The organism is Pseudomonas sp. GW823-FHT02C02 (assembly GCF_058797635.1).
Genome location: NZ_JBXAJV010000003.1, coordinates 135,450 through 150,475, shown reverse-complemented (window position 1 = coordinate 150,475; position 15,026 = coordinate 135,450). Strand labels below are relative to the sequence as shown.

The following is a 15,026-nucleotide window of genomic DNA, read 5'->3' as shown; positions in this document are numbered from 1 at the left end:
CCATGCGCCATGCGCTAGCTCTCTCGCTGGTCGCCCTACTCTTGGGCGGTTGTGCCAGCAACCCTGCCGATCGTGACATCAGCGGCACCTGGATCAATCAGGTGGCGATCGACGCTGCGTCCAAAGGTGGCCCCCTGCGTGAAGCGCTCCAGGCTTATGGCCCGAACCTGGAATGGGACGTCAACACCAAGGCCGCTCAGGCCCGCTACACCAACGGTTTTGAGAACGTCGACGGCAAGCTGCTGGGCGAAGAGTCCGGCGCCTGGAAAGTCGACTTTTATGGCAGCTCCGCCAGCGAACTGAAGCGTGACGGCAAGCAACTGAGCCAGGCCGCCAGCGAAAACGAGCCGGAGCAGGTCTTTGACCGCGCGTTGATTCCGGTCCCGGATGGCGCACCGATTGGCGCGAGCTTCGAACGCGCGCTGTACACCGCCTACATGGGCGGCAGCTGGAAAATCGTCAACGGTCCGGGCGAAGGCAATACCGTGCAATTCCAGGCCGATGGCCAGGTTGCCGGACTGCCGGGTGCCGATCGATATGCCCTTTGCCTGGCGGGCGATTGCGCGTCGATGAGCGGCGGCAATGACAACATGTGGCTGCAAGTGAACGGCCAGGGCAATACCTGGATCTTTGCTCGCAAGGGCAAGGAACTGGAGATTCTGCAGGCAGTGAACACGGTTCAGGCGGATGAAATGCCTCAGTTCACGCCGGGTGATCGCAAGTGGTTGCTGGAAAAGCAGTAACCCGGCCCTGAAGGCCAACACAAATCCAGTGTAGGAGCGAGGCTTGCCCGCGAAGGCGATGTAACAGCCAACATAAATGTTGGAAGTTATGACGCCGTCGCGGGTAAGCCTCGCTCCTACAGGTATTTTGGACGCATGAAAGTCAGCAACGGCCTTCGAGAATAGCGGCGTAGCCCTCGCGATACGTTGGGTACTTCGGCGCCCAGCCCAAGGCCTTCGCCCGGGCATTGCTGCATTGCTTGCTGCCCGTGCGCCGTACGCTCGCGTCGTCAGCCCACTCGGTCACGCCCAGATATTCACGCAACCAGCCCACCACTTCGGCCAGCGGCGCTGGCGCGTCGTCGACACCGATGTAGACGTCATCCAACGCCACCCCGCGTCGATCCGCTTCAAGCAGAAACGCCATCAAGCCCGCCGCGTCATCGGCGTGGATGCGGTTGCCATACAGCGGCGGGTCAACCGCCACGCGATAGCCACGACGCACTTGAGTCAGCAGCCATTCGCGGCCCGGGCCGTAGATGCCAGTCAAGCGCACGATGCTTGCCGGGATGCCGCTCTGGAGCGCCACTTTCTCGGCCTCCAGCATCAATCGACCCGAGTAGCCTGATGCAAGGGTCGGCGAAGTCTCGTCGACCCACTCGCCCTCCTGCTGGCCATACACACTGCTGCTGGAAACAAACAGCAGGCGATTCGGTACCTGCCCGTAGTCGTCGAGCCACTCCAGCACATGCTCCAACCCCTCGACATACGCGGCGCGATAACCGGCTTCATCGTGATTGGTCGCGGCCGCACAATAAACGAGGTAATCCACGGCACCGATGGGCCACGTCTCAGGACAGTCCTTATCGAACAAGTCGCCGGCAACGCCAATGACTCCCTCGGGCAGGCGCGAGACGTCCCGCCTCAGGCCATGAACCTCCCACCCGGAAGCCATCAATTGCGTGGCCAAACGACTGCCGACATCACCACAGCCGGCGATCAACACAGAAGGCGCAGACATCAGAAAACTCCCATCAGAAAGGCAAAGACTAGCGCCGACAATGGACGAGCGGCTAGCAATGAAGGAAAAAAAGATACTCTATTACTTTTGTTAACAAGAATTACTTGCAATAATGCACGCCACTTTTGTTCTCGGCCTTACGAGGCCTGGAAGAGCATTTACCGTTTTTCTATTTCAGGTCCGGCCAGCATGACACGCAATCAATTCCCCGCTTCGCCAACCAAACGACCTCGCGCCTGGAGCGCAGTGGCCGCCCTGCTGCTCAGCCTGATGCTGGCACCGACCGCCGCTTTCGCTGACGTACAAGCTCCGGCCACTACGGCCGCCGCCGCTGCTCCAGCCCCGGCTGATCATGCCGCCCCCGCCGTTGCACCCGCCGCAACCGACCCGGCTCAGGCAGTAGATGCCGAAGACGTCCCTGAAGTTCTCGAAGCCGACAACACCCTGGGCATGGCCCACGACCTGTCGCCTTGGGGCATGTACCAGAACGCCGACATTATCGTGAAAATCGTGATGATCGGTCTGGCCATCGCCTCGATCATCACCTGGACCATCTGGATCGCCAAGGGCTTCGAGCTGATGGGCGCCAAGCGGCGTCTGCGCACTGAAATCGTCCACCTGAAAAAAGCCACCACCCTTAAAGAAGCCAGCGCCACCGCCACGAAGCAAGGCACCCTCGCCAACCTGCTGGTGCATGACGCCTTGGAAGAGATGCGATTGTCTGTCAACAGCCGCGAGAAAGAAGGCATCAAGGAACGTGTTGCCTTCCGTCTCGAGCGTCTGGTTGCAGCCTGCGGTCGCAACATGAGCAGCGGCACCGGCGTGCTCGCCACCATCGGTTCCACCGCGCCGTTCGTGGGCCTGTTCGGCACCGTGTGGGGCATCATGAACAGCTTCATCGGCATCGCCAAAACCCAGACCACCAACCTCGCCGTCGTCGCCCCCGGCATCGCCGAAGCCCTGCTGGCCACCGCGCTGGGTCTGGTTGCGGCGATTCCTGCTGTTGTGATCTATAACGTCTTCGCCCGCTCCATCGCTGGCTACAAGGCGCAAGTGTCCGATGCCTCGGCTGAAGTCCTGCTGCTGGTCAGCCGCGACCTCGATCACCTGCCGACCGCCGAGCGCTCCGCGCAACCCCACATGGTCAAAGTAGGGTAATCAGCCATGGGCTTGCATTTGAAAGAAGGCGCAGACGACGATCTGGCCGAGAACCATGAAATCAACGTCACGCCGTTCATCGACGTGATGCTGGTGCTGTTGATCATCTTCATGGTGGCCGCTCCGTTGGCCACCGTGGACATCAAGGTCGACCTGCCCGCCTCCAGCGCCAAACCGGCGCCGCGGCCAGAGAAGCCGGTGTTCCTCAGCGTCAAGGCTGACCAGCGCCTGTTCCTCGGTGAAGACGAAGTGAAGGCCGAAGCACTTGGCGCCACCCTCGACGCCAGGACCCAAGGCAAGAAAGACACGACGATCTTCTTCCAGGCCGATAAAGGCGTGGATTACGGCGACCTGATGAGCGTGATGGACAACCTGCGCTCCGCCGGTTACCTGAAGGTAGGTCTGGTCGGGCTCGAGACGGCAGTCAAGAAATGATCACGACGCGCCATAAGCTGACGCGTTACAGCGCGAGCCTGGCCGTGGTGCTGGGCGTCCATGCACTGGCTATTGCGCTGGCGCTGAACTGGACGTCGCGCCCACCCATCGAGCTGCCTCCGCAGGCGATGATGGTCGAGTTGGCGCCGGTTCCGGCCCCACCACCGCCGGCACCGCCGAAGGTGATAACGCCGCCACAGCCACCGGCCCCGGTGGAAGAACTGCCGATCCCGAAACTGGCTGAAGTGCCGAAGGCCGAGATCGTTGTGCCGAAGCCGGTCAAACCCAAGCCGAAGCCGAAGCCGCAACCACCCAAGCCTGTGGAGAAAAAGCCGGAGCCGCCGAAGGAGAAACCGTCCGAAGAGAAGCCTAGCGACGCGCAACCGACCCAGGCACCGACGGAGAAATCCGCGCAACCAGCACCGGGCCCATCGCCTGCACAACAGGCTGCCAAGGCCAGCTGGGAAGGCACTTTGCTCGCGCACTTGGGCAAGTACAAAAAGTACCCGGTGAGTGCACAGAATCGGGGCAAGCAAGGCACCAACCGTCTGCGCTTCATCGTTGATGGCGAAGGTAATGTGTTGTCGTACGAACTGGTGAGCCGTTCAGGCACCGCCGATCTGGACCGCGCCACCCTGGAAATGATCCGCCTCGCCCAACCGCTGCCCAAGCCACCGGCGGACATGCTGACCAATGGCACCATCGAAATCACGGCGCCATTCCTCTACTCACTGGAAAAACGCCGCCGCTAAACGCAACACAAAACCATTGCAGGAGTGAGCCTGCTCGCGATCAGGCCACCACATTCGACCTTTTCGGTGAATGTAATACCGCTATCGCGAGCAGGCTCACTCCTACAGGGGTCTCCTCCAGCAGGAAAGTCCATGATCATGCAGAGAAGGCACCGAAAGGTGCCTTTTGTGTATCTGCCAGCGGCAAACCGGCATTACCCAGTGTCACTCTGCACACTCACTCTGATAACGTGCGTCTATCGATTGCAGCCGTTATGCTTGGCGCGCAACTTCATGGACGCTTGCTATGACTCTCACAGAATTACGCTACATCGTTACCCTCGCCCAAGAGCAGCATTTCGGCCACGCGGCCGAGCGTTGCCACGTCAGTCAGCCGACCCTGTCGGTGGGCGTGAAAAAGCTTGAAGACGAACTCGGTGTGCTGATTTTCGAGCGCAGCAAGAGTGCCGTGCGCCTGACCCCGGTCGGTGAAGGCATCGTTGCCCAGGCGCAGAAAGTCCTGGAACAGGCCCAAGGCATTCGCGAACTGGCCCAGGCTGGCAAAAACCAGCTGACCGCTCCGCTGAAAGTCGGCGCGATCTACACCGTCGGCCCGTACCTGTTTCCGCACCTGATTCCACAACTGCACCGGGTTGCCCCGCAGATGCCGTTGTACATCGAAGAAAACTTCACTCACGTACTGCGCGACAAACTGCGCAACGGCGAGCTCGACGCGATCATCATCGCCCTGCCGTTCAACGAAGCCGACGTGCTGACCCTGCAGCTCTACGACGAGCCGTTCTACGTGCTGATGCCGGCCCAGCACCCGTGGACGCAAAAAGAATCCATCGACGCCAGCCTGCTCAACGACAAGAGCCTGCTGCTGCTCGGCGAAGGCCACTGCTTCCGCGATCAAGTGCTGGAAGCCTGCCCGACCCTGGCCAAAGGCAACGACGGCGCCAAACACACCACGGTGGAATCCAGCTCTCTGGAAACCATCCGCCACATGGTCGCGTCCGGCCTGGGCATTTCGATCCTGCCGCTGTCGGCCGTCGACAGCCATCACTACGCCCCTGGCGTGATCGAAGTGCGCCCACTGACGCCTCCGGTGCCGTTCCGCACCGTGGCCATTGCGTGGCGCGCGAGCTTCCCGCGTCCGAAAGCCATCGAGATTCTCGCTGACTCCATCCGCCTGTGCTCGGTGGCCAAGCCGCAAGCACCGGTGGTTGCGGCCTAAGTCGCTGCCATGACCGAGTTGTCGCAAGTGTCGGTCACGGCACTCAAGGGTGTCGGCGAGGCCATGGCCGAGAAACTGGCCAAGGTCGGCCTGGAGAATCTCCAGGACGTGCTGTTCCACCTGCCGCTGCGTTATCAGGACCGCACCCGTGTAGTCCCGATCGGCCATTTGCGACCGGGCCAGGACGCCGTGATCGAAGGCACCGTCAGCGGCGCCGACGTGGTCATGGGCCGTCGCCGCAGCCTCGTCGTGCGTCTGCAGGACGGCACCGGCGGGCTCAGTCTGCGCTTCTACCATTTCAGCAACGCCCAGAAAGAAGGCCTCAAACGCGGCACGCGGATTCGCTGCTACGGCGAAGCCCGGCCCGGTGCGTCGGGGTTGGAAATCTACCACCCGGAATACCGCGCCATCACCGGCGACGAGCCACCGCCGGTGGATGAAACCCTGACCCCGGTCTACCCGCTCACCGAAGGCCTGACCCAGCAGCGCTTGCGCCAACTGTGCATGCAAACCCTGACCATGCTCGGCCCGACCAGCCTGCCCGACTGGCTGCCGACCGAATTGGCCCGGGACTATCAACTCGCGCCGCTGGCCGATGCGATCCGCTACTTGCATCACCCGCCCGCCGATGCCGATGTCGACGAACTTGCCCTCGGCCATCACTGGGCGCAGCACCGTCTGGCCTTTGAAGAACTGCTGACCCATCAGCTATCCCAGCAACGTCTGCGCGAAAGCATGCGCTCCCTGCGCGCGCCGGCGATGCCGAAAGCCACCAAACTGCCGGCGCAATACCTGGCCAATCTGGGTTTTACGCCAACCGGCGCACAGCAACGAGTCGGCAACGAAATCGCCTACGACCTGAGCCAGCACGAACCGATGCTGCGACTGATTCAGGGCGACGTCGGCGCGGGCAAAACCGTGGTCGCTGCCCTCGCCGCGCTTCAGGCGTTGGAGGCTGGTTATCAGGTCGCATTGATGGCGCCCACGGAAATTCTCGCCGAGCAGCACTTCATCACCTTCAAGCGCTGGCTCGAACCGCTGGGCATTGAAGTCGCGTGGCTGGCCGGCAAGCTCAAGGGCAAAAACCGCGTGGCCGCGCTGGAGCAGATCGCCAATGGCGCACCCATGGTGGTCGGCACTCACGCGCTGTTCCAGGAGGAAGTGCAGTTCAAGAACCTTGCACTGGCAATCATCGACGAACAGCACCGCTTTGGCGTGCAGCAGCGCTTGGCATTGCGGCAGAAAGGCGTCGGCGGGCGGATGTGTCCGCATCAGCTGATCATGACCGCCACGCCGATTCCACGAACGCTGGCCATGAGCGCCTACGCCGACCTCGACACCTCGATCCTCGACGAACTGCCGCCCGGCCGAACCCCGGTCAACACGGTATTGGTCACCGATACCCGGCGTGTCGAAGTCATTGAGCGCGTGCGCGGCGCCTGCGCCGAAGGGCGTCAGGCCTATTGGGTGTGCACGCTGATTGAAGAATCGGAAGAGCTGACCTGTCAGGCCGCCGAAACCACTTACGAAGATTTGACCGCCGCACTTGGTGAGTTAAAGGTCGGCCTGATCCACGGCCGCATGAAGCCCGCCGAGAAAGCCGCCGTCATGGCCGAATTCAAGGCGGGCAACCTGCAACTGCTGGTCGCCACCACCGTGATCGAAGTCGGCGTCGATGTGCCGAACGCCAGCCTGATGATCATTGAAAACCCCGAGCGCCTCGGCCTCGCGCAGTTGCACCAATTGCGCGGCCGCGTCGGTCGAGGCAGCGCCGCCAGCCATTGCGTGCTGCTCTACCATCCGCCGCTGTCGCAGATCGGCCGTCAGCGCCTGGGCATCATGCGTGAAACCAACGACGGTTTTGTCATCGCCGAAAAGGACCTCGAGCTGCGCGGCCCCGGTGAAATGCTCGGTACGCGCCAGACCGGTCTGCTGCAATTCAAGGTCGCCGACCTGATGCGCGACGCCGATCTATTGCCCGCCGTGCGCGACGCCGCCCAGGCATTGCTGGAGCGCTGGCCGGATCACGTCAGCCCGTTGCTCGACCGCTGGCTGCGCCATGGGCAGCAATACGGCCAAGTGTGAGCACCGTCGCAGTTTGTGGACGATGCTTTTAAACAAGCTGGTTATACTCCTGCAATTGTTTGAATACGGATACAGACCATGACTGAAGCTGCCCTCGCCCCGGAACCCCTGCACGCTCCGTCTGTTATTCGGTTGCTGCTGGGCAAATTGGGCATTGCCTACGAAGAAGTCCTCGATCATCACGGCCTCAACGCCTCGCGCAAAGTGCAGGCGGTTCTGGTGGACGACGCCGTCGGCGCCTTGATGGTGCTGTTCCCGCAAAGCCAGTTGCTTGACCTCAATCGCCTCGCCGAATTGACCGGTCGCCGCCTCACCGCCGTGCCCACCGAACGCCTGGTGAAAATGCTCGGCAAGCACAACCTGAGCCTGCTGCCTGGCCTGCCGGCGCTGACCAGTTCGCCGTGCCTGTACGAAGAAAGCCTGCTGCGCGAACCGAAGTTGCTGATCAACTCGGGCGAGCCGGGCCTGCTGCTGGAAATCACCAGCGAAGATTTCAAAAGCATGCTGACCAAGGCCAGCGCCGCCAACTTCGGCGAGAACCTGACCAGCATCCGCCCCAACCTCGACCGCCCCGACGATGACCGCGAGGAAATCACCCAGGCCGTCCAGGCGTTCACCGCACGACGCATCCAGCAACGCCTGGAAGCCACCATCGAGATTCCGCCGCTGGCCGAGACCGCGCAGAAAATCATCAAGCTGCGCGTCGACCCCAACGCCACCATCGACGACATCACCGGCGTGGTCGAAACCGACCCGGCGCTGGCCGCCCAAGTCGTCAGCTGGGCCGCGTCGCCGTACTACGCCTCGCCGGGCAAAATTCGTTCAGTGGAAGACGCGATCGTGCGCGTCCTGGGTTTCGACCTGGTGATCAACCTGGCCCTGGGCCTGGCCCTGGGCAAAACCCTGAGCCTGCCCAAAGACCACCCGCAACACACCACGCCGTACTGGCAGCAATCGATCTACACCGCCGCCGTCATCGAAGGCCTGACCCGCGCCATGCCCCGCGCCCAGCGCCCGGAAGCCGGCCTGACCTACCTCGCCGGCCTGCTGCACAACTTCGGCTACCTGCTGCTGGCCCACGTCTTCCCGCCGCACTTCTCGCTGATCTGCCGTCACCTGGAAGTTAACCCGCACCTGTGCCACAGCTACGTCGAGCAACACCTGCTCGGCATCAGCCGCGAACAAATTGGTTCGTGGCTGATGCGCTACTGGGACATGCCCGACGAACTGGCCACTGCGTTGCGCTTCCAGCACGACCCAAGCTACGACGGTGCCTACGCTGAATACCCGAACCTCGTCTGCCTGGCCGTACGCCTGCTGCGCAGCCGCGGCATCGGCTCCGGTCCGGACGAAGACATCCCCGACGCATTGCTGGAACGCGTAGGCCTGACTCGCGACAAAGCCAACGACGTCGTCAGCAAAGTCCTCGAAGCCGAAGTCCTGCTGCGCGAACTGGCTTCGCAATTCAGCCAAGCCTAAAAGCATTGCGGGCAAGCCCACTCCCATAGGATTCACGCAATCCCTGTAGGAGCGAGGCTTGCCCGCGAAGAATCCAACTCGGTCTATCTGAGTGAATCAAGCCAGATAGCGCAACATCCATCCGCCCTTAAAGCTCGGCAAAGGTTCACCGTCTCCCCACAAGCTTCCGCAAATAACAATGCGTCCATCAGCCATTAATGCCATGTCCAAAGCGTGCTCAAATCCTTTCTCACCGTCAAAAACAGCAAAGCCTTTACCGGCATTGAATGTCATGTCCAATGAGCCGTCAGAAAGATAACGCGCCGTCACCACTGCCATCTCCTCAGAGACGAAGCCTTGCCCGGTGCTTCCGGTGACACTGATTGATCCATTGGCGTGCAACGCACAGCGCGCCCAATCCTGCCCCTGCGGCACCAACTCAGAAAAAAGGGCCCGTCCGTTGTTAAAAGGAAGATTGTAGGACCCACTTTTGTTTAAAACGACGATCACCCCGTTTTGAACGTCCTTCTCTCGCGAATTCCCCACCGCAACAATCCTGCCGTCACTTTCTCTAACCGTGATGGCGCTCAACATCATCCAGCGAGGACTCGGAATGGTCACCGCAAGGCCGCCATTAAACGTGCGGTCTACTTGTCCCAGTGAGTTGAAGCAAGTTACGAAGGCTCCCATGGATTCGTCCTGTTTCACGTACATGCCAGTCACCAATATCTGGCCGTCTGCCTGAACCGCAACACCTTCGGCACCGCTCCATTCATGCTCGACACCTGGGAGTTCGACAATCGCGGAGCCAGTCCCGGCGAACGTCAGATCGGGCGAGCCGTCTGAATTACGCCGCAGCACAATCCCCTTCGGTTTTCCGGAAGTGTTGATAACGGAACTGACCAGCACGATCTTGCCATCCGACTGCTCAACCACGGAGACTCCGCTGTGGCCAGAGACCCGGGAGCGTCCTGCCGACGTCTTTTCGCCATGGCGGCCAGCAACCTCCAGCGTCACCCCACTGTGCTGGGGACTACCCAAATCATCATAAGGAATGAAGAGTTTTCCATCGCCATTCAAGGACGTATCCAGTCGGCCATCCTGAAACTGCCGCACGATGAGCAAACCGCCACCGCTGAACGATATGTATTGGCCAACGATCAGCCACCCACCATTAGCCAGAGGCGTGAGCCCGAATACATAGATGTCACTATCTTCGAAAGGCACTTCAACAAAGCCACGCTGCGCAGTGCCAAATGAGCGATCCAGCGTCCCGTCTTCATTCAGCCGCGCAACTATGACCGGAACGTTGAACGCTGTAGGCCTCATGACAACAAGCGTTTTGTTGTCATCCAATGGGAGAACCGCATCGGGGAATCCGTACACTTCAGAGAGCGGAAAGTCCAAAACACCAGAACCGTTAAATGTCGGATCGAGGCTTCCTGAGTTGGCTGGTTTCAGCTGGATCATGATCTTGCTCCATCAAGGTGAGTGGAATCCGCTATGGACCTCCCTCCCCCAAGTAGAGCATTCACAGTCACCCTATCGCGCCTGTAAAAACTGACAGTTCTATTGTCCTCTTGAGCCTAAATGATGACAGCGTGAGCCAGCACTGGATTTATCAACGAACAGCAGCAGGCTTCTTCTTCGGCTTCAAATACTTGGTCAACCCCTGAAACCAGATCACCAACGCCGGATTGCCCTTGATCTGAATCGACTTGTCCTGAATCCCCGTCATAAACGCCAACTGCTTGTTCTTCGCCTGCATCGTGGCAAAGCCATACGTTGCGTCTTTAAAGGCAATCGCAAACGCCGGCTCGGCATACACGCCCGACTTGCTGGTAATGCGCTGATCCTTCACAAAGAAATGCCGCGCCACCTTCCCGTCCAGGGTCTGTAGCTGGAACACCAATTCCTTGTCACCCAACTGCTGCTGAAACGCAGGATTAGTCCGACTGGCCTTACCCATCAACAAACCCAGCATCCACAGAAGAAAACGAAATTTCATGCGCACAGCCTCAAGAGAAAAGTGAACGGCCGGCGCAGTGTAGCGGCTTCAAGCGAGAACGCCACTGTTGTGCAGCGATAGAAGAAGATGCCGTGGTTTTTGACGCTGATGACTACCAAGTCATTGACGAAACGAGGGTGTTTAAAAGCGTGAAGATTTTGATCTTTCTACGCTCGACTCCCTCGGATATTTCCTTCAACACGTGGTGCTGTTCGTGAACTAGGCAGCCTTTGGCTTCACCGATAGTCTTTGTTCGTTACCGCAAAATCGGTGACACGGACGTGCAAGTCCGGTACATATCGCCGCACGGTCGCCAAACCGAACATCAAGCGTCTTTCTGCTCGATGTAAATACTTCATGGCGGCTGTGCGTGGGAGGTCCCTTTGGGGTCTGCCGGGGTCCGATATGCCCGGTCTTGCACACCTGCGCACGGCTGCCACCCTTATTCGAATGCAAGCGAAGAGGAGACAGCTACATCTAAAACACATATCGGAAATTACTAATGATCAAGCCAACACCGAATCCACCAGCCAACGAAGCCACCTCCCCCTACGAATCCCTCGATTCGAAGAAACTCCACGAAGCCGCCGAACGCGCCCTCAACCACCATTTCGCCCCACCACCCGGCGACAAACCCAAGCCTCGCAAAGGCAACCTCTTCGCCGTCTCCCCCGATATCGACACCGAAGCCCTCCTGGCCAACGCCTCGGAAGACCTGCTATCCATCAGCGCCATCGCCGCCAACCTGGCCGACGACGTGGACGGAGCACGACGCTCCTTAGCCTTGGCGCTAAGCAGATTGGCGGATGGGGTCCGGTTGTTGGTGGAGCGAGCACTGGATCATATTGATTCGCCGAATCCGGCGGAGCATCGGGCGAAGGTGTAACGGAGCCACGGGATAAAAAAAGGGGACGTTGAGTCCCCTTTCTTGATGATCTCGACTCACCACTGACAGCCTGCCTCTGGTGACGCCTCCATGCTGATATCTTGATCGAACGAATACTTCTTACCGGATTTGTAATTCGTGTAGTACATCGAGTTTACCCGAGCCCCCTGAGTTGCCCTTTCATACTCCCCCGTCAGCACACCGTCAGAAACCTCCACCCAAGTCGTCGTGAACTGATACGGCCCGTCCTCCGTCATGACTTCTTCCTCAGTGTTCCGATAGACGAGAGGAATGGCCTTCTTCGACTTGCTATACCTAACCCCGGCGCCTCCCCATTTGATGACCGAGTCGTAATAGGTTCTGAATTCGAAATTGATGTTTTTGCCTTCTAGCGAACGAAAACAAGAAACCTCAGTTGTGACTTCGCTGTAAGCCGCCATCGGGCAGAGGAGCAACAACGCAATAAAAAACACAGACAAAGATTTCAAATCGATCATTCCTTTAGCGGTGTTGTCCGTCAGCGTTACGACCGAAAGCCTCTGAACTACCGTGGTCACTGTTGAATACCAATGCGACGACCGGGCTCCCGCTTTTGATCTGCAACAGCCTTTCCATCAAGTGCTGCCAAACGCTTTTTAATACTCGCCGCGTCCTTGTAAGCGCATACCACGTCTACCCCCTTCTCCAGATCTCTACCGTCGCGACAGTTCTGCAATTCAGGATCTGAAGGATCACCGCGAAAAAACTTCAAAGACAACTGGTCGCCGTTTTTAATGAGCGGCAGCTCTAATACTGAATAGGAAAAGCCCTCGAAGCTAATGTACGACTCTTTGCTTTTCCCCAGCACAAACATGGATTTCCCCGCCCGCTCCGGGGTCTTTCGCTCGAAGAAAAACACCGACACAACCTGCTCATCTTCCAGCTTCCACACATAGTTCAGCGTTGGCTTCGTTGCGTTTACTGGTGAGTAGAAAATTTCGGCGTCAGGAACGTGAACGTGTGTCGCCTGATCTTTCAGATTGTTCTTAAAAAAGTACACCATGATCTTTTGATCGCCCACGGATGCCACTACAGGCGGATGCAGCTCACCAATGGTTTGCGGGTCGCTTGCCGATGCCGGTTGAGTTGGTAAGCCAACCATGAGTCCGAGCACGCAGACATACCTTAAAAGCCTTTCCAATTTCAGCTACCTTCCTTGGTGATACACGAATCGAACAATTAATATCTTTGCTTGTACTTACATGGATTCAGGCGGGCCGCATTTCAGCTCTTTGATTTGCGAGTCCTGAATCGGAATTACACAGGCACGACGCTCCTCACCATTGCCACGAAGTTCCGACAAGCTGAGCGTCACGTGCAACCCGTCCGCATGAAACTCAAGGTTTTCGAACCCGGCATAGGAATAACCATCCCAAAACGATTTGCCGTCAAAGCTGCAGAACCGCGCAGATGACAGTACTCTCCAGCCGCCGTCAGGCGCAAGGATCTGGGCGTTGAGGCAAACGCTGCCGAAGGTAGTCACATAGCGAGCCACAACATCACCGTAGCGTTGTGAGCCCGCCGTAAACACCTTGTTAAGATCGAGCAAGTCGCCCGACCTATCCGTCACGATCCCGTCCAGATAAACGGCACGCTCCAAACTCATTCTGGTAATGCAGTTATTGATCGTCGTGGCATGCGCCGCTGTACCAGGCTCGATATCCATGGCTTCAAGCGGGCAAGTGGTGTCTCGCAACTTGATCCAGGCCCGCTGGGAATCTCTGGCAATAGCCATGAACGCTTTCCCTTGTTCCGTATCACGCTTTTGCTGAGCCTCAAATCGCGCCATCAGTTTTTTGTAGCTGGCATTGAGTTTCGCGTCGGCGTCTTTGCGAGCGGTTTCGGCGCATTGATCGACTTGCGCACTTGAAGAGATCACTCTGCAATTATCGTCAGCGAACGTGAATGAAGCGGACAGAAGTCCCAAGGACAACGCGACAAGCCGGATAAACATGTTCAATTTTTCAGTCCCTGATTTACGGATCACTCGACGACTCGCTGTGGAATTTTTTGTATCTTGCCGGTGGCACTCATCGCTTTTAACAGCGACCGTTAACATGGAACCTTCCAGCACGTGCGAAAAGGGGACGGATTTATTTATTGGCGCTATTCATCTGGTGCGATAGCAATCTTCAGAAGAGGACCATGAAGGTACACAATAGCCTCGCGGCCATTAATGTCTACCGGCGTAGGGTTCTGAATCAAATCCTCACCATCTCCACTAACTATCTTGGTAAGTGTCTTATCTAAAATATTGGCACGCCAGATTGTTATGCTGCCGTTCTTAAAATAAAAAATGGGGCGCGACTTACTCCAAATCGGACTGTGAATATACCAGTCATTTCCCGGCGTATTGACAGGCGCAATAGTTTCCTCTCCAGAGGAGTGCGAATAATATGCCTTTATAGGCCCAAACATCTCAATGCTACCGAATAGCACCCCGCCTATGGCGTGTTCAGTGCTATTTGACCACTGCTGAATTAGCAAACTAGTCTCCTTCGGTTGTGAATTCGAGCCCAGCTTGTAAACCATTCCTTTCTGCTGATTCCTAGTTATCTGCTCCCGATAGTAAAAAGACCCATTTAAAATTCCGGCAAACCTTTTACCCTCGTCATTACCGCCTAAATTTAGTGCCCCATCGAATCCGATATTTTTAGCTATGGTATAAACAATGGGTGGTGTAATTGGGTTTTTATCCACATATTCATACAGATTCCCCCTATAAGCAGACAACTGTATATCGTAGTGCCCTTCGAAAATGATGACGTGCAACATCCCTGACAGCATTTCTGCGGAAAGAAGATAACGCTCAGTGACGCCTTTCTCGTTTGGAAGCCCCGTTAACTCCACGGTTTTCCATGAGCGAGAACTCTGTGCATATATTTTGTCTGCCGGGAGAAGTTTTATATCTTTCTCAGTAACAGGAGCAGTTTCTGGCAATGGTTTTAAAAAACTAACTTGTTTATCATAAGCGTCTTCCAGACACTCGGTTGATTCGCAGGTGTTACGCTGCGTCTCAAGCCATTCGCTTTCAATAACCTGAAACGTACGTTTATTTTTCAATGGTTTAAAAGCAGCGCTTAGCTGTTCATCTAGCGTGGACAAAGACGGAGTACCGCAGATATTTCTTTCTACTTCTGTTGACGCCTTACTACAATCAAAACTTGCTGAGCTAGCAGATGAGCAAACAAACAATGCAACCCACAAGAGAAAACCTTTATCCCTAATCACAAAAATCAATTCCAT

At 57.6% G+C, this 15,026-nt stretch carries 15 protein-coding genes; 8 read left to right on the top strand and 7 right to left on the bottom strand.

Translation table 11 applies throughout. The features are described from left to right. The first annotated feature begins 2 nt into the window (after nt 1-2). Nucleotides 3-743 carry a hypothetical protein gene (locus AC1ROI_RS06080; RefSeq protein ID WP_102594928.1) on the top strand — a complete coding sequence of 247 codons (741 nt, stop codon included), beginning with the start codon at nt 3-5 and terminating at the stop codon, nt 741-743. Between the two features lie 142 nt (nt 744-885). On the opposite strand, the gene AC1ROI_RS06075 is transcribed toward AC1ROI_RS06080, so the two are convergent. Continuing rightward, entirely contained in the window at nt 886-1,743 is an 858-nt protein-coding gene (locus AC1ROI_RS06075) for an SDR family oxidoreductase (RefSeq protein WP_077748576.1), read from the bottom strand. Nucleotides 1,744-1,932: 189 nt separating this feature from the next. Between AC1ROI_RS06075 and exbB the strand changes: the two genes are divergently transcribed. From exbB to AC1ROI_RS06045, 6 genes are all read left to right on the top strand, one after another. Beyond that, nucleotides 1,933-2,901 carry a tonB-system energizer ExbB gene (gene exbB, locus AC1ROI_RS06070; RefSeq protein WP_102594929.1) on the top strand — a complete coding sequence of 323 codons (969 nt, stop codon included), beginning with the start codon at nt 1,933-1,935 and terminating at the stop codon, nt 2,899-2,901. Between the two features lie 6 nt (nt 2,902-2,907). Then, nucleotides 2,908-3,336: a TonB system transport protein ExbD gene (gene exbD / locus AC1ROI_RS06065; protein ID WP_010465232.1), complete on the top strand. Its 429-nt coding sequence runs from the start codon at nt 2,908-2,910 to the stop codon at nt 3,334-3,336. Next, nucleotides 3,333-4,088 (top strand): energy transducer TonB family protein, encoded by a 756-nt coding sequence (locus AC1ROI_RS06060; RefSeq protein ID WP_010465234.1) that lies wholly within the window; start codon nt 3,333-3,335, stop codon nt 4,086-4,088. The genes exbD and AC1ROI_RS06060 overlap by 4 nt, the downstream gene beginning before the upstream one ends. 286 nt (nt 4,089-4,374) lie before the next feature. Next, nucleotides 4,375-5,304 carry a hydrogen peroxide-inducible genes activator gene (locus AC1ROI_RS06055; RefSeq protein ID WP_010465236.1) on the top strand — a complete coding sequence of 310 codons (930 nt, stop codon included), beginning with the start codon at nt 4,375-4,377 and terminating at the stop codon, nt 5,302-5,304. Between the two features lie 9 nt (nt 5,305-5,313). Next, nucleotides 5,314-7,389 (top strand): ATP-dependent DNA helicase RecG, encoded by a 2,076-nt coding sequence (recG, locus tag AC1ROI_RS06050; RefSeq protein ID WP_010465238.1) that lies wholly within the window; start codon nt 5,314-5,316, stop codon nt 7,387-7,389. Nucleotides 7,390-7,467: 78 nt separating this feature from the next. Next, nucleotides 7,468-8,868 (top strand): aminoacyl-tRNA deacylase and HDOD domain-containing protein, encoded by a 1,401-nt coding sequence (locus AC1ROI_RS06045; protein WP_077748573.1) that lies wholly within the window; start codon nt 7,468-7,470, stop codon nt 8,866-8,868. A 96-nt stretch (nt 8,869-8,964) separates the two neighbouring features. Here the strand turns inward: AC1ROI_RS06045 and AC1ROI_RS06040 are convergent, their stop codons facing one another. Together AC1ROI_RS06040 and AC1ROI_RS06035 are read right to left on the bottom strand one after the other, a co-directional pair. Continuing rightward, nucleotides 8,965-10,317, bottom strand: coding sequence for an NHL repeat-containing protein (locus AC1ROI_RS06040; RefSeq protein WP_102594930.1), 1,353 nt, complete (start codon nt 10,315-10,317; stop codon nt 8,965-8,967). 151 nt (nt 10,318-10,468) lie between these two features. Next, on the bottom strand, nt 10,469-10,855 hold the full coding sequence (locus tag AC1ROI_RS06035; RefSeq protein ID WP_102594931.1) for a helicase: 387 nt from the start codon (nt 10,853-10,855) through the stop codon (nt 10,469-10,471). Between the two features lie 502 nt (nt 10,856-11,357). On the opposite strand from AC1ROI_RS06035, the gene AC1ROI_RS06030 reads away from it, so the two are divergent. Then, nucleotides 11,358-11,741 carry a DUF6124 family protein gene (locus AC1ROI_RS06030; protein WP_102599722.1) on the top strand — a complete coding sequence of 128 codons (384 nt, stop codon included), beginning with the start codon at nt 11,358-11,360 and terminating at the stop codon, nt 11,739-11,741. 56 nt (nt 11,742-11,797) lie between these two features. On the opposite strand, the gene AC1ROI_RS06025 is transcribed toward AC1ROI_RS06030, so the two are convergent. The 4 genes from AC1ROI_RS06025 to AC1ROI_RS06010 all read right to left on the bottom strand — a co-directional run bounded on the left by AC1ROI_RS06025 (nt 11,798) and on the right by AC1ROI_RS06010 (nt 15,026). Further along, nucleotides 11,798-12,298 carry a hypothetical protein gene (locus AC1ROI_RS06025; RefSeq protein ID WP_306163353.1) on the bottom strand — a complete coding sequence of 167 codons (501 nt, stop codon included), beginning with the start codon at nt 12,296-12,298 and terminating at the stop codon, nt 11,798-11,800. Further along, a complete protein-coding gene (locus tag AC1ROI_RS06020) occupies nt 12,295-12,894 on the bottom strand; it encodes a hypothetical protein (RefSeq protein ID WP_256580141.1) in 600 nt (199 codons plus the stop codon). The genes AC1ROI_RS06025 and AC1ROI_RS06020 overlap by 4 nt, the downstream gene beginning before the upstream one ends. 84 nt (nt 12,895-12,978) lie before the next feature. Continuing rightward, complete coding sequence (locus AC1ROI_RS06015) at nt 12,979-13,839, bottom strand: lysozyme inhibitor LprI family protein (protein WP_256580140.1); 861 nt, start codon at nt 13,837-13,839, stop codon at nt 12,979-12,981. 47 nt (nt 13,840-13,886) lie between these two features. After that, nucleotides 13,887-15,026: a lysozyme inhibitor LprI family protein gene (locus AC1ROI_RS06010; RefSeq protein WP_177426691.1), complete on the bottom strand. Its 1,140-nt coding sequence runs from the start codon at nt 15,024-15,026 to the stop codon at nt 13,887-13,889.